Consider the following 24,120-nt stretch of genomic DNA (forward strand, 5'->3'; position numbering starts at 1 on the left):
TAGAGGTGGATACATAATGCCGACATTAGACGAACTTTTAGAACACAAGGACGACCCGATGAAGAAAAGGCTGCAGCGGCAGATGCTGAAAACCGTCATGACACAGGCAGCGGGGACAAAACTGGAGACAGTGCGCCGAACGCTGAAACCGACATTCGAAATGGATACGTTGAAAGATGAATTATATGAAGTGTATTCAGCACTATTGAACAGCTTTGAAGGTAAGGCGCAAAAAGCTCTCGCACAGCGGATCAGTGAAAGTGCGCGGCTGATTGCCGGAACCGAACATAACAGAGACACATTCGTTAACAGTTTCAAAACAAGATAAAATAAAAAAACCTCGCAGATTTATCATCTGCGAGATTTTTTCTATCGTCTTAACTGAGACGCGCTCGGAGGGATTCGAACCCCCGACAGACGTGGTACCGGAAACTAAACTATACCCCGATAGGCAAAATGCAAAACGTCAATGAACACTTATAACGAAATGAACTGGGTAATCTATCTTCAAAACAAAAGGTAATTTGCTTAAAATCGCATTATCCAACACGTAAAAACGCCAATTCTTCCCAATTTCAACTAAAGTCTCCGATAACATGCCCCCATATAAGTGACAGCCGCTCGGAACGAATTGGAAGGCATTCTTATTGGAACGTCTTAACTGCAATATAGTATTTCTGATATTCAATTATGTAAACCCATCCATGTTAGAGAAGTAATAAAGATGAGGGTTTCCAGTCTGTGAATTTTCTCGTATACTGCTCTACATAATTTACGACCATTGACGAAGTAAGAAATATATATACGTATGAAGAACCTTAAGTGTCTTTACTTTTCCAAGTGAAAACAACGAAGGTCTTGCAATAAAAGATCCGATACTTCCTCCGTTTTCAACGTTGAATTAAATTTATTTGTTTTCACCCGCACTTTTTAATTCAGAATTAACTTTATTTATTTCTTTTTTGTTCTGATTCGCCTTCCATTGTTTCTTTCTCATTTCTAACTCTTCATCAAATATAATAGTTATTGCTTCAAACAAGTGATAATAGTACTTCTCACATTTCTCTTCATCCAATTTATGAATACCTTCACTTAATATACTATAAAGAGAGGAACGGACATCATTTAGATGACTTGGAAGAAAGCTTGAAATTTCTTTCGCCTTATCAACAGTACTAAGTTTTGAAATTGATTCTTTACCTTTATATTCATAAAGTTTTTCATTCAATAATTCATCAAATTTCTTACTAACTATTCTTTCAAAAATTCGCCTTAAATGAGTAAACGCTCCTACGAAGTAACCAAAGCTTTGTAATTCAATGGCACGTTTGAAATCGATTTTATTTCTTTTATCTTTTATAACTTTTCTATATTTATCTAAAGACTTATTAAACATATATATAGAGGGATACTGTCCAATTTTCATGACTGTATCTTCTTCAATTTTTAAGTTAATAATAAAATGATGCTTATATTTAGATACACATTCAAGCTTTAAACTAAATATACCTTGTTCAGAGAAAATATCATTAACAAATTTTTGGTATCTTTCTTTTGACTCTTCATTTTTAAGGTTGTCTATAAATTCTTCATATTCTTGTAATGAGAAATTGTCGATTCTATCTAATTCTCTATCAATATATTTTTCAGAGTTATCAATTTGGACTATATTTCGAATTTCTCTTTCTTTATCACAAAACGGACAAAAATAATCTGAATCAAAGGTTTTTAATACCATTCCTTTCAGAATAGACAAATCGAGATTTTCTATGTAAACAGTAAAATCAACTATATCGGGAACCATTTCTTCTCCATCGCCAAAGTTTCGAATAGTGTAGCCTAAAATCTCTCGTTCACATTTTGTTACTATTTCCGTACTTATTCTATATCTTTGATACAAAGGGCTTCTGAATAAGAAATCAAAAAATTTCGGATATTTTTTACGTGCTTCGCTAAGTCTTTCCATCACAACACCCCTATAAGTTAATATAGATTAATTCTATCAGAAATATATATAGTACAATAGAGATTAGTAAAAACATATAATCGTCTATCTTTTAAACAATATCATTGGTAACCTCAATAAAATACAAAAAGGGTGTATAAGAATGCGAATGATTCTTTCACAGTTATATGAATTGTAAAAATCGAATAACCAAACACTTTACTTCGTGAATCTTTACTTTTGTATGTCGTTTAAAAACAATTTTCCTTTTCGACTATTTTCGGACAAAACAAAAACACCCCTTTCGAATTCTTAACGTTTTATGGTTAAGAGCACGAAAAAAGTGTTTCGTGGTTTACATATTGTCACATAGTTTATACGTTTTTTCATCGCTGAAACCCTGTGCTATCGCAATAGTAAACGAGAAGACAAATTCTTTAGGCTTTATTAATCTAAAGCTATCTAATGCTTATGACGCGCTCGGAGGGATTCGAACCCCCGACAGACGTGGTACCGGAAACCACCGCTCTATCCAACTGAGCTACGAGCGCACGTTTTTTCAATCAGATACCTTTATATTATAATAAAGAAACGCGCAGAAAGCAACTCTTTTTTGATAATGCACAACAGGATTATACAGCGTCTTCATGCAGCATAATCCTGCATCGTTTAACGGCATTGATTTTCACAAAAAAACCATTTCAGGCGGACTGCCCCCGTCTCGGTACATTTCCAGTCACTTCAGAAAAAGCACGTTTCAGCTTTTTTTCCAAATGTCCCTTAACGTCCAATAGGTGAATTCCTCAACCTTTACGGCGCCTTTCTCAGAAAACAGCTCAATCCCCAATCTGCCTTCATTCGGATAGATACGGCTTGTCATCGTTGTTTCTCCATGATTGGCGAATACTTCAATCGAGGATCTGTCAATAAAGATACGCAGCGCCAGCTTGCCGTTTGTATCCGTCTGCACCCTTCTCACACCGTCTTTCGCTTTCCCCATCTTGGTGCAATCAAGTGTCAGCTTTTTATCCGTTAGATTGTATGTCAGCACAAGTTCTTCTTCGTCAAGGCCGCGAATCTTAAAACCTGCCGTTTCGGCATCAGAATCGTTTACATCAAACACGACTCGGACTTCAAGCAGGTCTTCGGACGTCTTTGCCAAGTAACTCCCTGAAACCGATCGTCCGGCACATTCCCGATATTCTATTTTCCGCAGCTGCTTGGTTTCTTCCACGGGATTCATCAAAAGTTTATGATCATCACGCAAAGTCAGTTCTCGCGGCAAAGTCAGTGCACCGCACCATCCGTCCGCTTTTGTCGGCATCTCAGATTCCCACATATCCATCCAGCCGATAGCAATTCTGCGTCCTTTATCATCTAATAATGTTTGCACGGCGTAAAAGTCATGGCCGTGATCCAGTTCTTTAAAAGCGCCGTGTGTAAATTTGTTTGTTTCATCATGATAGTCACCGATTAAATACCCGGTTTGATGTAAATTTTGATAGGAATCACCGTCCGCCTCGATCCCCTGGGGCGAAATCAGCAGGACATGCTTGCCGCCTAATTCAAAGAAATCAGGACATTCCCACATATAGCCGAGATTACCGTCACTTTGGGCAAGAACCCCCGCGTATTCCCAATCACGCAAATCAGGTGAACGGTATAAAACGACCCGTCCGACGTTTTCTTTTGAGGAGTTGCCGATGACCATATACCAAACATCGCGATGCTTCCATACTTTCGGATCGCGGAAATGACGGGCGCTGTCTTCCGGCGGTTCCGCAATAACGGGGTTTCCCTGAAGCTTTTCAAACACGGTTCCATCTTGGCTGACAGCGATATTTTGAGTTTGATAGAATAGGTCTTTCTCTTGATCAATTATATTATGTCCTGTATAGATGAGGGCTAATCTTCCATGATCATCGACCGCGCTTCCCGAAAAACAGCCGCTTTGGTCGAATGCATCGCCCGGAGCTAAGGCAACCGGCAGGTGCTCCCAATGAATGAGATCTTTACTTTTTACATGTCCCCAATGCATCGGCCCCCAATGCTCATCATACGGATGATGCTGAAAAAAGACGTGGTATTCTCCTTTAAACTGAATAAGCCCGTTCGGATCATTGATCCAATTCGCCCGGGGCATAATATGGTACCCCAATCGATATCTTTGTTTCACTTTACCCTCGGCTTCCTTCAAAGCTTCTTCCGCCTGCTGAATTCTATCCATTTGTAACATCCTCTCTATCCGATTTTTTGCAGACGCTGGACACGCCTGCTGTTTTGTTTCGGGCCCAATAAAGTAAATATGGAGATGACGGTAAAACCGAAGACGACGATTCCCATGATGAGATAGGTTTGACGGAACCCCGCACTGTCATATAATCCTCCCGCAAGCGGCGACAGAATCGACGCGCCTGCCTGAGATGCGAATTGAAAACCGACGAGATAAAGGACGGACGACAGACGCGTATCAAAATTGGCAGCCAAATATTTAAAAACGGCGATCAGCATAATCGGCAATTCCAGTGCGTGGATGAGTTTCATTGATGAAATGCCTACAGGCTCAACTGCAATTCCGGACCCGACGATGCGGAAAGCCATTAAAAACCCCGCTAAAATCAAACTGTTTTTCGCCCCGAACTTATTGACGATAAAAGGCGCAAGAAACATCATGCCGGCCTCCAAAAACACCTGGAATGAATTCAGATAGCCGAATACTTGGTTACCCGTCGACACTGAAGGAAACAAAGACGCATAATAGATCGGGAACTGCTGATCATATACACCGTAAATGCAAGTCACCCCGATAATGTACATCATAAAAAACCAGAAATCTCTTAGTAAAAAGAGCCGCCCCACATCTTTTAACCGGACCGAATCCGCTCTGTTTTTCTCATGATCGGTCATTTCTATTTTCACAGACATGATAATGGCCGTTAATATGACGGCTGAAACAGACGCGATCCAGAAGTTGATATTGGGATTGATATTGAAAAGCTGCCCTGCAAAAAATGCAGCAGCCGCCCAGCCTAGCGAGCCCCACATTCTTGATTTTCCATACTCGAAATCATACTTACGGCTGACCTTTTCAATGTACGTTTCAATCGCGCCTATCCCCGCCAAAAAAGCGGCTCCCAAATATAAGCCTCCGACAACGGCGCCAAGAAAGACGTTGTATTGTAAAAGCGGCCCATAGACGAAGATATAAAACGGACCCGTGAATATGAGAAGACAGCTGATCATAAACAATATCTTTTTCTTCAGCCCCAATTTGTCAGAGATAAAACCGTAAAGAGGCTGCATGCACAGGGCAAATACGGCGTTTACAGAAAAGATAATGCCTGTCGCTGATCCGTTTAAATTGATTTCCTGCCCTAACCAAATCGCAAATAAAGAATAGCTGGAAGACCAAGTAAAAAAGAAAAAGAAGAAATAAGCACTCAGTTTCCAATACAGACTTTTTGAGCTTTTCATTTGCACCGCTCCTTTAAGAGGACCTTTTAATAGCCGTTTTAGAGCCGCATACTTCCTTCTTCATTTTCATCACATACATGCGAGCCCCTAGTAAGCGCTTACTTTCTATCGCTGCTTGATTCTTTCACTTTATTGCCGCCAGCCTTCTCTCCATACCCGTCACTTCCCTTCACTCCGTAAATAAAGCGCTTTCAAAAAGAATTGTATGTCAACCGGTTTCATATGTCAATCGGTTGACATACAATTTTCTGATTATTTCAAGCAAACAAAAACGCACCCTCTTTATATGAAAACAGAAACATGGAATGTCCTTGCACATGTCAGCCTGATTCTCTAAAATAAGTGCGTGACGGAAATTGTAAGCCATTTCAGTAAGCAGGGGGGCACGGGAATGAAGCCTAACATTCATGATGTTGCGAAAATAGCGGGAGTTTCATCTACAACCGTTTCGCGGGTATTAAATAACCGCGGCTATATCAGCGAAAAAACAAAAGAAAAAGTGTACAAGGCGATGGAAGAAATCAATTACTTTCCAAACGATCTGGCCCGCTCTTTATTCCGAAAACGAACCAATTTAATAGGACTTATCATCCCAAACTCCAGCAATCCGTTTTTCGGCGAACTCGCCTTTCATATTGAAAGCATTTGTACGTCCATGGGCTACAAACTGCTGCTTTGCAACAGTTTACATCGAAAGGATAAGGAAGAAAAATATTTGGAGATGCTGATAAGAAACCAAGTGGACGGCGTGATCGCCGTGACTTACAACCGGGGAATTCTCAATTATCACAAGCAAAATCTGCCGATTGTCGCCATTGATCATTACTTATCTGACACGATTCCCGTCGTCGGCTCAGACAACTATGACGGCGGAAAAAAGGCGGCAGAACTGCTGATTGAAAAAGGGTGCCGGCACATCGTCCATATCAACGGCCCGCTTGAACTCGAGACACCGGCAAACCTCAGAAGAAAAGCATACGAAGACGTCATGCACGAACACGGACGGAAGCCTATTACATATGAAGTACCCTTTTATCAGCATTACCATGACATTATTTCAACATTATTCGATGAACAGCCTGACACCGACGGAATTTTTGCCAGCGATGATATCATGGCGGCTGCAGTGATGACCGAGGCCAAAAAACGGGGAATAGACATCCCGAATCAATTAAAAGTGATCGGTTATGACGGCACTGAAACCGTTCAATCGGTTCTGCCGGACTTGGCAACCATCCAGCAGCCGATTGAATTGATTTCCAAAACAGCCATCGAGATTTTAGCAAAAGAAATTGAAGGCGAATTTGATGATTTGCCGCTGGAAACGTATTTGCCGGTACGGCTTTTGGAAGGACGGACAACGTAGTCAGACTCTTCAGCCGTATGTACCGACGCGATTGCGGTCTATTTTGAGCGCTCCCGCCATATCATTTCTCAAGCGCCGGCGCTGATCATCCTCATTTCCACTTTGCTGTTTGAACTTTTTGTTTTATGGGAAAAATGGTGTTAGAAGAAAAGGTTGGCATTTTGGTCAGCGTTTTGTTTGACCTTTATTGACCAAAAATGTATCATGTAAATACATACTTACCTAAAAGGTGAAGGAGGAGCATTATGAATTTAATACCTACAGTCATTGAACAAACGAACCGCGGAGAAAGAGCTTATGACATTTACTCCCGTCTTTTGAAGGACCGTATTATCATGCTTGGATCTGCGATTGATGACAACGTTGCGAACTCCATCGTGTCACAGCTTTTATTCCTTGAAGCGGAAGACCCTGAAAAAGATATTTCCATTTACATTAACAGCCCTGGCGGATCAATCACTGCCGGTATGGCAATCTATGATACAATGCAGTTCATTAAACCGAAAGTATCCACGATCTGCATCGGTATGGCCGCTTCTATGGGAGCATTTTTACTTGCAGCCGGAGAAAAAGGCAAACGTTACGCGCTTCCTAACAGTGAAGTTATGATTCACCAGCCGCTTGGCGGAGCGCAAGGACAGGCGACAGAAATTGAAATCGCGGCAAAACGCATTCTCTTGCTTCGCGACAAATTAAACAAAGTGCTTGCTGAACGTACCGGCCAGCCGCTTGAAGTCATTGAGCGCGATACAGACCGCGACAACTTCAAATCAGCTGATGAAGCCTTAGAATACGGCTTAATCGATAAAGTGCTGACACGCAATACAGAAGACCAGAAGTAATGCCCAAAAAACCTGCAAGAGCTGATGTCTCTTGCAGGTTTTTTTATGCTTTATTCCCATTCAAAAAAGTAATGAATGCTTTGACGACAGATAATTCTAACGCTGAAGAATCATACATAAGCCAAGTATCGCGTATCACAGGCTCGTTATTTTTATAAGATAGCGCCAATGTGTATAATTCATCAGAAGGCTGAAGACAGATTTCCGGCACAACAGAATAACCGAGACCGTTTTTCACCATCTCTTTACAGGTTTCCTGCCTGTCTACCTCCATCGCAATGAAAGGCGGTTCAGTAAATTGGTTATTCCACCATTTTTGAATCAAACTTTTCAAAGAAGCATCAGTTTGATAATAAATCATCGGCAATTTGGGAAGGTCCTCACTGTTGATTTCAGTTTTTGAAATAAGGTACAGCCGCTCTTCATTTAACAGTTGTTTTTCCCCTTGCCAATCATAATTTCCCCTCATAATCCCAAGGTGTACCCCCGAATGATGAAGCAGATCCATCACCTTCGCACTCCATCCCGTATTGACGTGGAATTGAACAGACGGATACTGATCAGAAAACCGTTTTAGAATCGCCGGGAGCTTATACTGAGCAAAATTGCTTGAGACTCCTAATCTGAGAACCCCGCTGACTTCATGGCTCATATTGAGCATATCATCCTTCACTCTTCTGAATTCCTGCAGCATTTCTTTCGAATAATCAACCAGATGTTCACCTTCTGAAGTGAACTCCATCCCTTTTTTTCTTTTATAAAAAAGGCGCACTCCGAATTGTGCTTCCAAGTTTTTGAGCCGATAACTTAACGCCGGCTGTGTCATATATAATCGCTCTGCCGCCTTCGTCATATTTTTTTCTTCGAATAATGTAATGAGCACAATCCAATCCTTTTCATCCATATGAAATCCCCCAAAATATTTTTCTGCTATAAAATTTTCACCTATTATAAAAGTTTTTTATTCAACTTTATAAAAATTATATGTTTTACTTATAATCCTTATTTATCATACGATATTTTCCAAAGGGACCGGTACCTTTTTATCCACACAAAATGATGTAAGGATGAGACAGCATGGAAAAAGTTCCTGTAACCGTCATGAGAGGCGGCACCAGCAAAGGCGTTTTTATTCATCAAAAAGACATGCCAGACGATACAAACCTATGGAGCGATTTTCTTTTAGACATTATGGGGAGCCCTGACGAGAGACAAATTGACGGTCTCGGCGGCGGCCATTCTCTCACAAGCAAGGCAGCCATTATTAAGAAATCCGCCAGAAAGGATGCAGATGTTGAGTATACGTTTGCTCAGGTCAGTTTGACTGACCGTTTTACCGACTTCAAAGGCAATTGCGGAAATATCTCTTCTGCCGTAGGCCCTTATGCTATTGAGAAAGGGCTCGTTCAAGCTGAAGAGCCGGTTACAAAAGTCAGAATGTTAAATACAAACACTCAAAAAGTGATCGTAGCAGAAGTTGAAGTCAGAAATGGAACATTTCATTACCAGGGGGACTGCGCTATCCCCGGGGTTCCAGGTACAGCTTCTCCTATTTATCTTTCATTTCACCAGGCTGAAGGAGCGGTGACCGGTAAGCTGTTTCCCACTGGTCAGCCTATTGATGTTCTCGATACACCGTATGGAAATATCTCGGTATCGATTATTGATTACGCCAATCCGCTTGTCTTTGTAAAAGCAGAGGACACGGGGCTTACCGGCTTAGAACTTCCGGATGAATATACCCCGGATATATTGGAAAAGCTCGAAATGATCCGATCGATTGCAGCCGAGAAATGCAGATTCGCTCCGAGACATGAGGCTGCTGCAAAATCACCGGCCGTACCAAAACTGACATTAATCTCATCTCCAGCGGATTATATCGATACAAAAGGAATAAAGAGACACGCAGAAGAGATGGATCTTGTCATTCGTATGATGTCCATGCAAAAACCGCATCAAGCTTTAGCCATTACAGGGGCGGTTTGTACGACTGCCGGCATGCTATTGCAGGATACAATATTATCTGAATTTTCATTCTATGGGAGAACGATTCGATTGGGACATCCAAGCGGCATTTTAGAAACCGAGGCAGAGGTTGATCCGGATGGAACAACGATTAAAGTAGTACGCACAGCAAGAAAAATCTCTGAAGGCTATGTGTTTACAAAGCAAAGTTACAACCTGAATACGCTGAATCACATTGGTTAATACCAGTCTTCAGACAAGTCAAAGATAAACGGAGGAATACGAGATGATCAATGTAAATGCGTCTAATCGATTAAACAGACTGCCTTTTTCAAGGGCCCATCAAACAGTGCTCGTTATCCTTTCATTCGCTTACTTTTTTGATTTTATCGATTTAAATACGTTTTCATATGCGGCGCCTTCACTTTTAAAGGAATGGAACATTTCTACTCATACCATCGCTTTTATTACGTCTGTCTCCTATTTCGGAATGTTTATCGGCGCCTCTGCCGGAGGATGGTTTTCAGACCGTTTCGGAAGGAAAAAAGGTTTAATTCTGGTTGTCACTTTTTTCTCTTTCTTCTCTCTCCTCTCTTCTCTGGCTTGGAACCCAGAAATACTCGGTGTTTTTAGATTTCTTACGAGTTTAGGTATCGGCGCCACAACGATTGTGGCAAGCACGTATATCAGCGAATTTTTCCCATCCGCAACTAAGGGTAAATACCAGGCAATCTGTATTACAATCGGCATATGCGGAATTCCTGCAGCCGGCTGGGTGGCTAAATTGGTCGTGCCGTCCGCCTCTTACGGCTGGCGGTTTATCTTTCTATTCGGCGCGGTCGGTATTTTTTTTCCGCTGATCGCCAGAAAACTGGAAGAATCACCGAAATGGCTGGACACGAAAGGAAAAAGCGAACAAGCACACCGCATTCTGCTTGAACTGGAGGCAAAAGCAGAAAAAGAAAAGGGTGAACTGCCTGAACCAGCTCCGGCTCTGCGAAGCAGACAAACCGCTGTAAAATCTGTTCCATATCGGACGTTATTTCAAAAGCCTTTGGCAGGAAGAACTTTTGTTTTAATGACGATGTGGGCAGCTTCCACGATTGCAATTCAAGGCTTTGGCACGTGGGTTCCCACCCTTTTGGTAAAAGAAGGCGTATCAATGGATGAGTCTATCGTATACGTCACTCTGGGAACGATCGGTGCCCCGCTGGGCGCTCTCATTGCGTCGCAAATCTCTGACCGTGTGGATCGAAAGTGGGCCATTTCTGTTTTATCGTTAATTATTATGGCGCTTGGATTCTTTTACGGCATCAATCCTTTGCCGATGGTCATTGTCATATGCGGATTTCTCATGCATATGTTTGAGCGCACGTTCAGTTCGATCGCATATGCTTATACGCCGGAATTATATCCGGTTGAAGCCAGGGCGTCTGGAAATGGCCTCACTTACGGCGTAGGACGTCTTGCGATTGTAGCCGGTCCCTTTGTCGTCAGTTTCCTGTATTCAGGCTACGGATTTTTAAGTGTTTTCTTGTTCTTTACAGGCTGCTGGTTTCTTTGTGCACTGACAGTCGGTATATTTGGAATCAGTTCAAAAAAACAAAAGATGCAGCAGGATGATTTCATATCGGAGGAAACATTCGTGCAACAAAAGTTGTAAACGCATACAGTCTGCAAACCGCAAAACATCCATCTCCTCTGAGGAAATGGATGTTCTTCTTTCAATCCCAGCAGCATTCTCTTTATCATCTTAAAGAGAAAACGATTTCCAGAAAGAAAAGGTATTCTATAGGCGGAGAATTTTCCGTCAGAATGGATTAGATGCAACCGCCGAAACATATTTCAGACCTCCACCTTACAATTCCCGCCATTTTTTATCTAAAACCGGATATGTATACCGATTCATCTGCTCAATCAGCTCATCCGGGCGGGAGGAGCTGTGTATCAGCTTCAAATGAGACTCATTCGAAAATCCTTCCTGAATGCTGTACTTGACCATCTTCATCATCGGCTCAAAATACCCGTTCACATTGTACAGTCCGATCGGTTTTTGATGAATGCCGATTTGCGCCCAGCACAGCACTTCAAATAACTCTTCATATGTTCCGAAGCCGCCGGGCATGGCAATGTACCCGTCGGCAAGTTCACTCATTTTCGCTTTCCGCTCATGCATGCCGCTGACTTCAATCAGCTCCGTCAAATTCTGATGAACAACCTCTCCGCTGAACAGCCCGCTCGGCATGACACCGACAGCTTTTCCGCCGCCTGCCATTAACGCATCGGCGACGGTTCCCATCAGACCGACCCGTGAACCGCCGTAAACAAGGCCAATTCCCTGCTCTGCCATATATTCACCCAGTTCGGCCGCTTTGCGTTTGTACTCTTCATTTACCCCCGGGTTTGACCCCGCAAATACACAAATGGTTTTCATTTTTTCATCTCCGTATCTATATATGTACATCAATAAATCAAAATACACTATATATTGTCCCATCTCTATATGATAATATCAATAAGAATCATACAGGACATAAGGAGTGTTTCACATGCAGATGGCTGAAGCAGAACGATGGACGAAAGATTTTTATGAAAAACGAGGATGGACGGCGTACGGGCCATTTATCAGAATCGGCTTTTTAATGGAAGAGGCGGGTGAGCTCGCCCGGGCGGTAAGAGCATATGAAATCGGCAGAGACCGGCCGGATGAAAAGGACGCGACCCAGGCTGAACGCAGGCAGGAGCTGATTGAAGAAATGGGTGACGTCCTCGGAAATCTGGCTATCCTTGCCGATAAGTACGGAATCACGTTAGAAGATGCGATGAAAGCCCATCAGGAAAAACTGATCAAGCGCTTTGAAACCGAATAAAAACACGGCCTGTCCGCTTTTTCATGGACAGGCCGTATCTGAATTTATCCTGTTATCTCGTCCTGATGCTCAAAGAAATGCTGTTTCCCGATTTTATGAAACAGCCCCGTCTTCCGGATCAGCTCTCTCGGCTGTGATTGCAATCCGACGATCATCAATCTCCCGTTATGCCGTTTGATCCGGTTCATCACATTCCCCAACACCGCTTCTGCGGAGGTATCCATGTAATGCACATTATTCATCAGCAGAATAAGCGTCTTCGGCTTTTCCTGAAGCCTCTCCAGCAGCGATGATTCCAGTGAATCAATTGAACCGAAAAACAGCGGCCCTTCAATGGAATATGTGCTGACGGACGAATCATTTTTAACCGATTTGACAGCGGCATGCGGTGTTTTGATGCTTGTTGATTCGCTCATTTTTCTGATAAAGAAAACAAAAGCGAGCACGAGACCGGCAGAAACGCCGATGATTAAATCAAACAGAACCGTCAGTAAAAAGGTTGCCGCCAGTACGAATGAATCAGTGTTTTTCAGCCGCATCATATTGGCGACTTCCCTCCGCTCACTCATGTTCCAAGCCACCACCATCAATACCGGCGCCATGCTTGCCAGCGGTACATGAACGGCAAGCGGGGCGAAGACGAGCAGGACGAGGAGGACGGTGACTCCGTGGACAACACCGGAAATCGGAGAAACTGCGCCGTTTTTAATATTTGTTGCGGTCCGCGCAATCGCTCCCGTTGCCGGTATGCCGCCGAAAAGCGGCGCTGCCATATTGGCGATGCCCTGCCCGACAAGCTCCCTATTGCTGTCATGCCGTGATCCTTTCATATTGTCCGCGACCATCGCCGATAATATGGACTCAAGTCCGCCGAGAAGCGCAATGATCAGAGCCGACGGAAACATCATGATCATGTTATCGATTGAGAAATCCGGAAGCTGGAAAGCCGGAAGCTGCCGCGGGATTTCCCCGTAAGCAGAACCGATTGTCGCCATTTTGTCAGGGAAAAACACGACCGCCGCGGCTGTAGAGACAAGCAGCGCCACAAGCGCGCCCGGAATCTTCGGCATCAGCCTGGCTGATAACAGCAAAATGGCCAAAGCAATTCCCGCGATGAGGATGCTGTACAAATTAAAGGTTCCGAGCTTCTTTCCGATTTCCGCAATGTTGAGGATAAAGCTTTCATGCTTTTGAATATCGCGCAGACCGAGAAAATGGGCAATCTGCTCCGAGAAAATCAGCACCGCGATTCCGGCCGTAAATCCGACGATCACCGGCTTCGGCACGAATTTCATAATCTTTCCGAGCTTAAATACGCCAAACAGGACGAGCATGACGCCTGCCATAAAACCGGCTACAAGTAAATTCTCAAAACCATACTGCATCACAATGGCAAATAAAATGGGAACAAACGCCCCCGTAGGCCCGCCGATCTGATATTTAGAGCCGCCCAACAGCGAAATCAGAATTCCGGCCACAATAACGGTGTAAAGCCCGTATTCCGGACCGACCCCCGAAGCGATGGCAAAGGCCATTCCCAGTGGAATCGCTACAATTCCGACCACAATTCCCGCGATTAGGTCTTTCTGAAATTTCTGCAAATTATATCCCTGATATCTGCCGGTAAATTGCATCGTCAGCTGCATCCTCCTTTGACTGTTTCATAACCGTCAACGACAACATCCAGCGTCCCCGTCCCCGGATCGATCACCAGCCCGTGCACCGGCACCTCTTCAGGCAAGAGCGGATGATGCCTGACCATATTCACGCTGTGGGCCACGCTTTCTTCGACGCTGTGAAAACCGGTCAGCCATGTTTCCAAATCGACTCCCGCATGCTGCAGGAGGCTGAGACATTTGTCCTCCACGCCGCGCTCTTTCGCTTTATTTAATATGGAAGCCGCATTCAATCCCGACATTCCGCACTCGCGGTGACCTATGATGCAGACTTCCTCTGCCTGCAGTTCATAAACGGCAACCAAAATGCTCCGCATGACACTTCCAAATGGGTGAGAAACAATGGCTCCCGCGTTTTTTATGATTTTGGCATCGCCGTTTCTGAGTCCCATCGCCTGCGGCAGAAGCTCCGTCAGCCTTGTATCCATACAGGATACGATGACAAGCTTTTTTTTCGGGAATTTTGTCGTTTGGTAAGGTTCATATTTCCTTTCTTGGACAAACTGCTGGTTGTGCTCCAAAATGCTTGATAAAGAAACCATTTTTCTATTCATCTCCCATCCGATTGTATTGCAAGCCTTCTTACCCAGCTTACAGTAAGGAATTATAGCACAGAAAAAGGCCTCAAAAGCGCTTTCAAAAAAAGACACGATAATTTGACTGTAAATTCAGATTATGTTCATTTATATCTTTCAAAAATAATAAAATTTATCTTTACACCAACCTATAAAGCTTTTGAAAACAGCGGTTCCGCTCATTTTGCCTTCAGAAATATAGGCGGATTCTGTTATTGTTTGGAGAAATCAAGCATGTACATTTCTTTTCCTTTCATTTTAAGTTCAAAAGAACCAGAAATTTATCGTAATGCGTTTGAATATTTCTCACGTTACCGCTTCTCTTATATAATAAAATAGAGAAGAAAGACAAAGGAGGAGAAGCCCGTTGAAACCCTATGTATTCATCGCGAAACCGATACCGCCGGAAGTCGAACAAATGATAGGCGAGCATTGCCGCTATGACATCTGGAAAGAAGATACCATTCCAAAAGAGGAACTGTACGAAAAAATGAAAGATGCTGAAGGGCTGCTGACATCCGGAACGGCGATTGACAGTGATTTGCTGGATCACGCGCCGAAGCTGAAGGTCGTCAGCAATAATTCAGTCGGCTATGATAATTTTAATATTGAAGAAATGAAAAGACGCGGGGTTGTCGGCACGCATACGCCGTACACCTTAGATGACACTGTCGCTGATCTGGCTTTTTCATTAATCCTGTCTTCCGCCAGACGGGTTGCCGAATTGGATCGATTCGTCCGCGCCGGCAAATGGGGAACCGTTGAGGAAGAATCTCTTTTCGGTATGGATGTCCACCATCAGACATTAGGAATTATCGGCATGGGCAGAATCGGTGAACAAGCTGCCAAACGGGCAAAATTCGGCTTCGATATGGACGTGCTGTATTATAACCGCAGCAGAAAACCGGATGCTGAGAAGGAACTCGGGGTTACATATGCCGACTTAGATACACTGCTGAAAACATCAGACTTTGTGCTTTTAATTACGCCGCTTACTGACGAAACGTATCATATGATGGGAGAGCGGGAATTTAAATTGATGAAAGATACGGCATATTTCGTCAATATTTCCCGGGGAAAGACGGTTGATGAGAAAGCGCTCATCCGCGCATTGCAGGAGGGCTGGATAAAAGGCGCCGGTTTAGATGTGTTTGAAAAAGAGCCGATCACCGAAGACAATCCGCTCCTGCAGCTGGAAAACGTCACCTTGCTTCCGCATATCGGGTCAGCAACGGCAAAAATCCGCTTGAATATGTTCAAGCAAGCCGCACAAAACATGATTGACGCCGTATACGGAAAAACGCCGAAAAACCTCACGAAGGAATTTCAATGAGATGAAAAATCCCGGCCGTTCAGCCGGGGTTTATTTTTCGCTAGATCAAAAGTTCTATTTTTAAATTCTTTCTATTCCTTTCTCTCGATGCTGATACAATGAAAAGGAATCAGCTTCACATGATAAAAATGGGAGGTATTGCTTTGAAAAAACGATTATCGTGGATTTCCGTTTGTTTGCTGGTGCTGTTCTCCGCGGCGGGGATGCTGTTTTCCACGGCTGCCAAGACGGATACATCTTCTCACAAGGCGCACACTGAAGCACAGGTTATCAACACTTTTGACGGGGTTGCGGATTATCTTCAGACCTATCATAAGCTTCCTGATAATTACATTACAAAGTCAGAAGCGCAGGCCCTCGGCTGGGTTGCATCAAAGGGGAATCTTGCAGACGTCGCTCCGGGGAAAAGCATCGGCGGAGACATCTTCTCAAACAGGGAAGGCAAACTCCCTGCCAAAAGCGGACGGACGTGGCGTGAAGCGGATATTAACTATACATCAGGCTTCAGAAATTCAGACCGGATTCTTTACTCAAGCGACTGGCTGATTTATAAGACGACAGATCATTATAAAACCTTTACAAAAATGAGATAAACACATACAAAAAACGGCTTCCCTGCGGAGGCCGTTTTTTTTCACAGAGAACCTGCGAGCTTCATATAAAATGAGCAGTAAATTTTTCTTCAAACTCTGACCGGTCTATTCTGCTGTTTTCCGCCGTGCCGTCGTGTTTTTTTATTGTTATATTGCGTTCAGACAGAACCATGTGCCCTTCCGGTGTCCGCTTAGAAGCAAGCAGGCGTTTGTTGAAAGGAGAGCGTTCATGTTCAAAGATTGTTTGTTTCATAGACTTGAGGTCCTTTTCATCGATTTCTTCAAGCGAAAATGCGTAACCTGTCTGCCAGCCGTCCCCTTTGTTCATTTCAAGCAGGTATGTTCCGAATTCCGTCTCTTCTATCCTCACGCGGAACGCTCCGGCCGCTGATACCGTCTCGTCTCCCGACATCGGCACAGGCTGCATGGCGAGATTGAGGCCGAAGCCTGCATCAGCGATGTACTCATTCTCCCCGGCGGAAAGAAGTACGGCCGCATGTGTGCCGGGCAGAGCCCAGCCGTTTTTCCAGACCGTTCCGCGGATCAATTTGACATCAAATCCGGCATCTTTCAGGATGAAATAAAGCAGTCCGTTCAAGTCATAACAAAGGCCGCCGTGAGGTTCCTTCACCATGTGCCGCCACAGTCCTTCTTTCGTGACGTCATATTCTTTTTTGGACAGAACCGCGCGATTTTCAAACGGAAACCGATACGCGAGCGCCTTTAAAAACTCCGGCAGGTTGCTGAAATCGAGGGAATCCTTTTCCCAGCCTATCGTTTGATAACAATCTTTCAGAAACTCATTCATCGTTCCGTCCCCCTTACAAAGTGTTTACACTTCTTCCTGCACATAAGCGGACAACTTTTCCAGCGCTTCCTTTTCATCATCGCCTTCAGCGATCAGAGTGACTTCCGTCCCCGTGCTGACCGCCAGGCTCATTAATCCCATAATACTTTTGGCATTCACTTTCTTGCCGTTTTTCTCAAGAAACACATCTGATGCAAAGCGATTTGCCTCCTGTACAAACAATGCAGCGGGGCGCGCCTGCAATCCCGTCTTTAAACGCACTTCCACTTTCCCCTGAACCATAAGATCTCCCCTTTTCTGTACGGTTATTTCAAAGTGATGCTTTGTCCTGTACGCAGCTGTTCTGCGATTTCATCGAGCTTTCTCAGCCTGTGATTGATGCCGGATTTGCTGATTTTCCCGCTTGCAACCATTTCCCCCAGTTCTTTCAGCGTGACCTCCTGATAATCAATCCGCAGCTGCGCAATTTCGCGAAGCTTTTCCGGCAGCGCTTCAAGACCGATCCGTTCATCAATGTATTTAATATTTTCCACCTGTCTGAGCGAAGCCCCGATGGTTTTGTTTAAGTTTGCTGTTTCACAATTGACGAGGCGGTTCACTGAGTTTCTCATATCTCTGACAATCCGCACATCTTCAAAGCGCAGCAGTGAATTGTGAGCGCCGATGACATTCAGAAATTCAGTGATTTTTTCCGCCTCTTTTAAATACGTAATATAGCCTTTTTTCCGTTCAAGCGTTTTGCTGTTCAGATGAAATTCATTCAGCAGCGCGCATAATGAATCGTTATGTTCCTTATAAAGCGAGAAGATTTCCAAGTGGTACGACGATGTTTCAGGATTATTCACAGATCCCCCCGCCAAAAACGCCCCTCTCATATAAGAACGTTTGCAGCAGCGTTTCGCCACCAGTTCCTCAGAAATATTCCGTTCAAATACAAAGTTCTCTCCGAGGATTTTCAATTCCTCTAAAATCAGCTTTGCATTTTCAGAAAATCGCACAATATAAACATTGTTTTTTTTCAGCCGCATTTTTTTTCTGACTAACAGTTCGACCGATACATCATATTGTTTCTTCAGCAATGTATAAATGCGGCGGGCAATCGCCGCATTTTCGGTTTGAACGTCAAGCACGAGATGGCGGTTTGAAAATGACAGGGAACCGTTCATCCGAATCAGCGCGGACAGCTCCGCCTTGGCGCAGCAGTCCTTCACTTCCAGATTCGTCAGTTCTTTTTTTGTTTCCGATGCAAATGACATATTAGCCACCTCATTTCAAAAGGCCTCTAGTCCCTTAATAAATCGACAAGAAGAGAAGCCACTTTATGTGTATCGTGACGGATTACGCCATTTTTATACGTGATAATCTGATCCCTGATGACCTCAAGCCCCATGGATTTCAGCTTTTCAACATTGAAGTCGACGGGCCGGGCCAGCTCTTTCGCATATTTGCTTTTGATTTCGTCAGGGATCTCCTCATTGTTGATTAAGATCGTGTCGATAAACGGCTGCTCCATATGATCGTTCAGCGCCTTGACATGGTCGGCCGCACTGTATTGCAGCGTCTCTCCGGGCTGTGTCATAACGTTGCATATATATACTTTTTTGGCCGCAGCCTTGACGACTTCCTCTCCGATTTTCGGTACGAGCAGATTCGGAAGAATGCTTGTGTACAGGCTCCCCGGACCGATAATGATTAAATCGGCCTGACGGATGACGTCAATCGTTTCCGGGAGCGGATCAATTTTTTCAGGTGTAAGAAACACCCGTTTAATCCGCTGGCCGTAAGAAGGGATTGTCGATTCTCCGGAGACGACCTGCCCGTCCTCCATTTCAGCGTGAAGAACGACACTGGTGTTGGCAGCCGGCAGCACTCTGCCGCGGACATTCAGCACCTTGCTCATTTCGGTGACAGCGTGAAAGAAATCACCGGTTATATTTGTCATCGCTGCCAAAATCAAATTGCCGAGCGAATGTCCGGTTAAGTCGCTTCCTTTGTTGAAACGGTGCTGAAACAGATTTTCAACGAGCGGCTCAACATCTGACAAAGCAGCCAGTACGTTACGGATGTCACCCGGCGGCGGAATTTGAAGTTCATCCCGCAGACGGCCTGAACTTCCGCCGTCATCAGCAACTGTCACAATCGCCGTAATATCAACGGGCTTATGCTTTAACCCCCGAAGCAGCACGGACAGACCCGTTCCGCCGCCGAAGATTGCGATTTTCGGCTTCTTATTCATTTCCGGCTTCTCTTTTCAATGTCCCGGTGAGTGACATGAGTATAGTAATCTTTTTTAAAATAGTCAGCCAAATACTCAGCGAGCGTGACGGAGCGGTGCTGGCCGCCCGTACAGCCGATCGCGATGACAAGCTGGCTTTTACCTTCCCGCTTATAAGACGGAAGCATAAAGCCGAGCAGATCAACAAGCTTTTCAATAAACTTTTGTGTTTCGTTCCACTTCATCACATAAGATGACACTTCCTCATCTTTCCCCGTAAGCGGCCTCATGCTTTCAATGTAGAACGGATTCGGCAGAAACCTTACATCAAACACGAGGTCGGCATCTATCGGAAGCCCGTATTTGAACCCGAATGACATTACGTTCACTGTAAATGTTTCACCTTGGTTCGTGGCGAAATGCGCCACGATTTTTTCACGCAGATCACGCGGTTTCATATCCGATGTGTCATAGATCAGCTGAGAGCGCCCTTTCAATTCTTCAAGCAGCTGGCGTTCCAGCGCGATTCCTTCGAGAGGAAGCCCGGTAGCGGCCAGCGGGTGAGAACGCCTCGTTTCTTTGTATCTCGTCACAAGGATGGAATCCTTAGCGTCTAAAAAGAGAATGCGCGGTGTAATCCACGGATTTTCCGCCATTTCATCCAGCGCCTCAATCAGCCTGTCAAAAAATTCACGTCCCCGCAGATCCATGACAAGCGCGACCTTGCTCATTTTTGAACTTGATTCTTTCATCAGCTCCAAAAATTTCGGCAGCAAGGAAGGCGGCAGATTGTCGACGCAAAAATAGCCGAGATCCTCAAAGCTTTGAATGGCGACGGTTTTCCCCGCTCCAGACATTCCCGTAATGATGACGAGCTGAATATCATGGTTTTCATTCATACTCATCTTTCTCCCCCCTGCGGTCTTTCTTTTATTTGATAAGCTGCGGATCTAAACGATAGCTGAGCAGCTCGAAGTCCGGCGTATACGTAAAGGTGCCGTGCAAAAGCCCTTGGCCCTTGATCATAAAATCAAGGATATGCCCGTCTCCGGGGGCCATCGGAAGGCTGTGGATATCTTTTACGTCATGCCACTTCAGAACGCCTTCCTCTGATTCAGCGACATTCCGCCCCGTGTAGGAGTCGGCGACGAAAGTAAACATCATCCACTCTGACACGATTTGTTCCTGTTCCTTAATAATAAAGGTAAACACGCCTTTTAACTGCGGATTTAGTATATAAATGCCCGTCTCTTCTCTGTACTCTCTGATGACGGAATCTCTGACGGACTCGCCGCTTTCCATCTTCCCGCCGGGCGCGACCCACCAGCCCCGTCTCGGCTTTTGGAGAAGGAGAACCTGATCATCTGTCTGCAGCACACAATTTGTCACTCTTTGCACAAGTACGTCACCTAACCTTCTCAACAAATCATCGTCTCTTCATTATACCGTTTCGGCATGTCTCTCACAATGCTGAGACACCGACATCCTTTTCTTTTATTTGACAGAAAACAGAAAATCGCAAAAAAAGGGCACGGATACTGGAATCCGTGCCAAAGTGTATTCATTAAAAAGGGGGTCAATTACTACATTCATCTTAAAACATCAGTATTTCACCCGTGTTACAGCGTAATTAAAACACAGTAACGATTCAAAAACTGAACATTACAGTGATTATTTAACGGTTTTGAGCGTTTCCTCAAGCTCTTCCACATAATGCTGAACGCTTTGAGCCGCAATACTTCCGTCGCCTGTAGCCGTTACGATCTGGCGGAGCGTTTTTTCACGGATGTCTCCCGCGGCGAAAATGCCTGGAACTTTTGTCTCCATTTGAGCGTTTGTTTCAATGTAGCCTTCTTCATTTGTGATGCCCAAGTTCTCGAACGGTTTAGAAAGCGGAAGCATACCGATATAAATAAAGACGCCGTCAGCTTTGAATTCTTCCTCTTCTCCCGTCACGGTATCCACAAGAGTAAGCCTGCCGACTTTTCCGTTTTCCTCATGGATTTCTTTTACGGTTTTGTTCCATTTGAAGTCAATTTTCTCATTGTCAAAGGCACGCGCCTGAAGAATGCTTTGCGCACGCAATTTGTCACGTCTGTGAACGATGGTGACTTTTGAAGCGAAACGTGTCAGATAGACGCCTTCTTCAACGGCGGAGTCTCCGCCGCCGACAACGACAAGCTCTTTATTTTTAAAGAACGCGCCGTCACAAACCGCGCAGTACGATACGCCGCGGCCGCCCAGTTCTTTTTCGCCGGGAACGCCGATCTTTTTGTATTCCGCTCCGGCAGAAATGACGATGGCGCGCGCTTTATATTCTTTTGAACCGGCTTTGACCGTTTTATATTCTTTGCCGTCAACGATTTCTTTAATATCGCCGTACGCATATTCCGCACCGAATTTTTTCGCATGTTCAAACATTTTATTAGAAAGTTCAGGGCCGAGAATGCTTTCAAAACCCGGATAGTTTTCAACATCCTCCGTGTTGGCCATCTGGCCGCCCGGAATTCCTCTTTCGATCATTAATGTGGATAAGTTCGCTCGTGATGTGTAAACAGCAGCGGTCATCCCCGCCGGACCCGCGCCGATAATGATCACATCATAAATTTTTTCTTCTGACACCATGATTCACTCCTTTTCGAAATGGGGCGCACCCTATATGACTAAGAATCCCCATCAATCGTATTCCTTACCCATATCCTATTAAATCTGAAGGCAATTCGCTATTTTTTTGCTCATTTTTCTGAAAAACCGTGATTAGGCAGCTCCTGAGCGGGTATACAAATAAAGAAAGAGCCTTCCGGGATAGAAGGCCCTTGTCTTATTCATTATTGCACGACACGTCTTACATTGCCGTTGAATGCTTTCTTCCAGTAAGGGTTGCTCATAGAATCAATGGATACACCGTGTGATGTATTATCGTTCAGGAACGTTCCGTTACCTAAGTAGATGCCGACGTGGCCGTTTGTTTTATACGTGTTGAAGAATACTAAGTCTCCGCGTTTCATGTCAGACGCGCTTACTGCTTTACCTCTTCCGATTAATGTATCTGTGTTTGTGCCGCTTGCAGGTCCGAGGTTAACGCCTGCGTTAGCATAAGCCCAGCGTACGAATGAAGAGCAGTCAAAAATACGGTTGTTAATATCAGATTGAGTGCGTCCGCCGCCGAATTTGTACGGGGATTGACCCACAAGGCTTGATCCTACGCTGATGGCGCCTTCAATACCGCCTGAATTTGAAATAACAGATCCGCCGTCAGAATCATCTGAACCGCCGCTGTTATGAGATGATCCGCCTGAAGTGCTCTTCGGTTTGCTTGAGCTGTCAGATGAATCAGATGATGTTGAAACAGCCGCTTTTTTCACAGTTTTAACCGCCGGTGCCGGCTGGCTGTCATCTTTTTGGTTTTGGTCTTCAGAAGCTTTTTGCGCTTCTTCCTGTTTTTTGATCAGGGCAGCCGCTGCAGCCTGCTCAGCTTTAATGCGCTTCTGTTCTTTTTCAGTGTCAGCTTTTTCGTTTGCAAGCTTTGATGCTTCTTTTTTCAGATCAGAGATAGCGGAAGCCGCTTTTTTCTGGCCGTTTTTCGCTTCGTCGAAAAGCTTGTCTTTCTGATCAAGCTGTTTGTTCAGGTCTTTTTGCATAGACTCGAGTTTCGCAAGATCATCTTGAACTTTTTTCAGCTTCACGTTAAGTTCAGCTTCTGCGTCTTCGAGTTTCGCTTTATCCTGCTCCTGCTGTTTGATCAGGTCTTTATCCGCATCAACGATAGAAGATACCGCAGTCGCACGGGAAATGAAGTCTCCGAAGCTTGTCGCCCCTAAAAGAACATCTATGTATCCTTGAGAACCGCCGTTTTCCTGTAAAGAACGAACGCGTTTTTTCAGGATTTCATTGCGTTTTTCAATACGCGCTTCTGTTTCTTTGATTTCTTTTTTCAAATCAGCGATCTGCTTTTTCGTTTTTTCGTTTTCAGCTTTTTTATCTTCGATTTTATTGCTTGTATCCAACGCTTTAGCGTTAATGTCTTTCAGTTCTTTTTCAATCTTAGCCTGCTTGTCCTGAAGCTTAGACAATTCTCTTTCTTTTGCTTCAAGGCTTGAAGCCACCTCAGATTGCTTGCTTTCGATTTTTGCTTTTTTGCTGTCTAATGTTTCCGCCGATGCAGTTTTTGTAAACGGGATCAAAAAACTGCTTGTCCCGATGACGGAAGCCAAACCAAGTGTTAATAAACTCTTTTTCACTTTTTCTTTCCTCCCTTTTACTTTAAACCTGTTCTCATTTGGAATTCTATTATGAACATCAAAGTTACGCTCCCTCACAAACCCGTGAGGCTGATGATTTTTATGTATGAATCTTTAAATCTTTTAAATTGGTATAGATTATACAGCACATGTAAAATAAACTAATCTCTTATGTACGAGACTCATTATACCATCATGTTTCGACAATTTTTATTAC

Annotated in this window: 23 protein-coding genes and 1 tRNA gene; 8 read left to right on the forward strand and 16 right to left on the reverse strand. The window is 44.2% G+C overall.

Annotated elements, in window-relative coordinates:
* Window positions 1-16: 16 nt before the first annotated feature.
* A complete protein-coding gene (locus tag HWY38_RS02260) occupies window positions 17-328 on the forward strand; it encodes a hypothetical protein (protein WP_007613966.1) in 312 nt (103 codons plus the stop codon).
* A 579-nt stretch (window positions 329-907) separates the two neighbouring features.
* Here the strand turns inward: HWY38_RS02260 and HWY38_RS02265 are convergent.
* From HWY38_RS02265 to HWY38_RS02280, 4 genes are all read right to left on the reverse strand, one after another.
* Entirely contained in the window at window positions 908-1,966 is a 1,059-nt protein-coding gene (locus HWY38_RS02265; protein WP_224181182.1) for a hypothetical protein, read from the reverse strand.
* Between the two features lie 454 nt (window positions 1,967-2,420).
* A tRNA-Arg gene (locus HWY38_RS02270) sits at window positions 2,421-2,496 on the reverse strand.
* A gap of 206 nt (window positions 2,497-2,702) precedes the next feature.
* Window positions 2,703-4,172 (reverse strand): glycoside hydrolase family 32 protein, encoded by a 1,470-nt coding sequence (locus tag HWY38_RS02275; protein ID WP_224181183.1) that lies wholly within the window; start codon window positions 4,170-4,172, stop codon window positions 2,703-2,705.
* A 14-nt stretch (window positions 4,173-4,186) separates the two neighbouring features.
* Window positions 4,187-5,419 (reverse strand): MFS transporter, encoded by a 1,233-nt coding sequence (locus HWY38_RS02280; protein ID WP_007613980.1) that lies wholly within the window; start codon window positions 5,417-5,419, stop codon window positions 4,187-4,189.
* A gap of 391 nt (window positions 5,420-5,810) precedes the next feature.
* On the opposite strand from HWY38_RS02280, the gene HWY38_RS02285 reads away from it, so the two are divergent.
* Together HWY38_RS02285 and clpP are read left to right on the forward strand one after the other, a co-directional pair.
* Window positions 5,811-6,785 (forward strand): LacI family DNA-binding transcriptional regulator, encoded by a 975-nt coding sequence (locus HWY38_RS02285; RefSeq protein ID WP_029325818.1) that lies wholly within the window; start codon window positions 5,811-5,813, stop codon window positions 6,783-6,785.
* Window positions 6,786-7,030: 245 nt separating this feature from the next.
* Window positions 7,031-7,627: an ATP-dependent Clp endopeptidase proteolytic subunit ClpP gene (clpP, locus tag HWY38_RS02290; RefSeq protein ID WP_003151513.1), complete on the forward strand. Its 597-nt coding sequence runs from the start codon at window positions 7,031-7,033 to the stop codon at window positions 7,625-7,627.
* A 43-nt stretch (window positions 7,628-7,670) separates the two neighbouring features.
* Here clpP and HWY38_RS02295 read toward each other — a convergent pair whose 3' ends face one another.
* Window positions 7,671-8,531: a LysR family transcriptional regulator gene (locus HWY38_RS02295; RefSeq protein WP_003151510.1), complete on the reverse strand. Its 861-nt coding sequence runs from the start codon at window positions 8,529-8,531 to the stop codon at window positions 7,671-7,673.
* Between the two features lie 173 nt (window positions 8,532-8,704).
* On the opposite strand from HWY38_RS02295, the gene HWY38_RS02300 reads away from it, so the two are divergent.
* Window positions 8,705-9,835, forward strand: coding sequence for a 2-methylaconitate cis-trans isomerase PrpF family protein (locus tag HWY38_RS02300; RefSeq protein WP_038459974.1), 1,131 nt, complete (start codon window positions 8,705-8,707; stop codon window positions 9,833-9,835).
* 43 nt (window positions 9,836-9,878) lie between these two features.
* Window positions 9,879-11,255 (forward strand): MFS transporter, encoded by a 1,377-nt coding sequence (locus tag HWY38_RS02305; protein WP_224181184.1) that lies wholly within the window; start codon window positions 9,879-9,881, stop codon window positions 11,253-11,255.
* Window positions 11,256-11,450: 195 nt separating this feature from the next.
* Here the strand turns inward: HWY38_RS02305 and HWY38_RS02310 are convergent, their stop codons facing one another.
* Window positions 11,451-12,026: a TIGR00730 family Rossman fold protein gene (locus HWY38_RS02310; protein ID WP_150941445.1), complete on the reverse strand. Its 576-nt coding sequence runs from the start codon at window positions 12,024-12,026 to the stop codon at window positions 11,451-11,453.
* Between the two features lie 115 nt (window positions 12,027-12,141).
* On the opposite strand from HWY38_RS02310, the gene HWY38_RS02315 reads away from it, so the two are divergent.
* Window positions 12,142-12,462 carry a MazG nucleotide pyrophosphohydrolase domain-containing protein gene (locus tag HWY38_RS02315; RefSeq protein WP_014418960.1) on the forward strand — a complete coding sequence of 107 codons (321 nt, stop codon included), beginning with the start codon at window positions 12,142-12,144 and terminating at the stop codon, window positions 12,460-12,462.
* 44 nt (window positions 12,463-12,506) lie between these two features.
* Here the strand turns inward: HWY38_RS02315 and HWY38_RS02320 are convergent, their stop codons facing one another.
* Both HWY38_RS02320 and HWY38_RS02325 read right to left on the reverse strand, forming a co-directional pair.
* Window positions 12,507-14,096: a SulP family inorganic anion transporter gene (locus tag HWY38_RS02320; RefSeq protein ID WP_029325817.1), complete on the reverse strand. Its 1,590-nt coding sequence runs from the start codon at window positions 14,094-14,096 to the stop codon at window positions 12,507-12,509.
* Window positions 14,097-14,098: 2 nt separating this feature from the next.
* Entirely contained in the window at window positions 14,099-14,680 is a 582-nt protein-coding gene (locus HWY38_RS02325; protein ID WP_003151503.1) for a beta-class carbonic anhydrase, read from the reverse strand.
* A 400-nt stretch (window positions 14,681-15,080) separates the two neighbouring features.
* On the opposite strand from HWY38_RS02325, the gene HWY38_RS02330 reads away from it, so the two are divergent.
* Window positions 15,081-16,046, forward strand: a complete 966-nt coding sequence (locus HWY38_RS02330; protein ID WP_088461719.1) for a 2-hydroxyacid dehydrogenase — start codon at window positions 15,081-15,083, stop codon at window positions 16,044-16,046.
* 203 nt (window positions 16,047-16,249) lie between these two features.
* Window positions 16,250-16,639, forward strand: coding sequence for a ribonuclease (locus HWY38_RS02335; RefSeq protein WP_223204413.1), 390 nt, complete (start codon window positions 16,250-16,252; stop codon window positions 16,637-16,639).
* A 61-nt stretch (window positions 16,640-16,700) separates the two neighbouring features.
* Here HWY38_RS02335 and HWY38_RS02340 read toward each other — a convergent pair whose 3' ends face one another.
* The 8 genes from HWY38_RS02340 to HWY38_RS02375 all read right to left on the reverse strand — a co-directional run bounded on the left by HWY38_RS02340 (window position 16,701) and on the right by HWY38_RS02375 (window position 23,903).
* On the reverse strand, window positions 16,701-17,447 hold the full coding sequence (locus HWY38_RS02340; protein ID WP_073982114.1) for an arylamine N-acetyltransferase family protein: 747 nt from the start codon (window positions 17,445-17,447) through the stop codon (window positions 16,701-16,703).
* 24 nt (window positions 17,448-17,471) lie between these two features.
* Window positions 17,472-17,729, reverse strand: coding sequence for an HPr family phosphocarrier protein (locus HWY38_RS02345; protein ID WP_003151495.1), 258 nt, complete (start codon window positions 17,727-17,729; stop codon window positions 17,472-17,474).
* Between the two features lie 23 nt (window positions 17,730-17,752).
* Window positions 17,753-18,703: a DNA-binding protein WhiA gene (whiA, locus tag HWY38_RS02350; protein WP_007407421.1), complete on the reverse strand. Its 951-nt coding sequence runs from the start codon at window positions 18,701-18,703 to the stop codon at window positions 17,753-17,755.
* A gap of 26 nt (window positions 18,704-18,729) precedes the next feature.
* A complete protein-coding gene (locus HWY38_RS02355) occupies window positions 18,730-19,683 on the reverse strand; it encodes a uridine diphosphate-N-acetylglucosamine-binding protein YvcK (RefSeq protein ID WP_007407422.1) in 954 nt (317 codons plus the stop codon).
* The gene (gene rapZ, locus HWY38_RS02360; RefSeq protein WP_007613998.1) at window positions 19,680-20,567 is read right to left on the reverse strand and encodes an RNase adapter RapZ; all 888 of its coding nucleotides are present in this window, start codon (window positions 20,565-20,567) and stop codon (window positions 19,680-19,682) included. Before rapZ ends, HWY38_RS02355 begins: the two co-directional genes overlap by 4 nt.
* A 25-nt stretch (window positions 20,568-20,592) precedes the next feature.
* On the reverse strand, window positions 20,593-21,060 hold the full coding sequence (locus HWY38_RS02365) for an 8-oxo-dGTP diphosphatase (RefSeq protein WP_003151491.1): 468 nt from the start codon (window positions 21,058-21,060) through the stop codon (window positions 20,593-20,595).
* Window positions 21,061-21,333: 273 nt separating this feature from the next.
* The gene (trxB, locus tag HWY38_RS02370) at window positions 21,334-22,284 is read right to left on the reverse strand and encodes a thioredoxin-disulfide reductase (protein ID WP_007407423.1); all 951 of its coding nucleotides are present in this window, start codon (window positions 22,282-22,284) and stop codon (window positions 21,334-21,336) included.
* 206 nt (window positions 22,285-22,490) lie between these two features.
* The gene (locus HWY38_RS02375; RefSeq protein ID WP_163113485.1) at window positions 22,491-23,903 is read right to left on the reverse strand and encodes an NlpC/P60 family protein; all 1,413 of its coding nucleotides are present in this window, start codon (window positions 23,901-23,903) and stop codon (window positions 22,491-22,493) included.
* Window positions 23,904-24,120: the final 217 nt, after the last annotated feature.

Source organism: Bacillus sp. KS1 (assembly GCF_020075515.1).
GTDB lineage: Bacteria > Bacillota > Bacilli > Bacillales > Bacillaceae > Bacillus > Bacillus velezensis.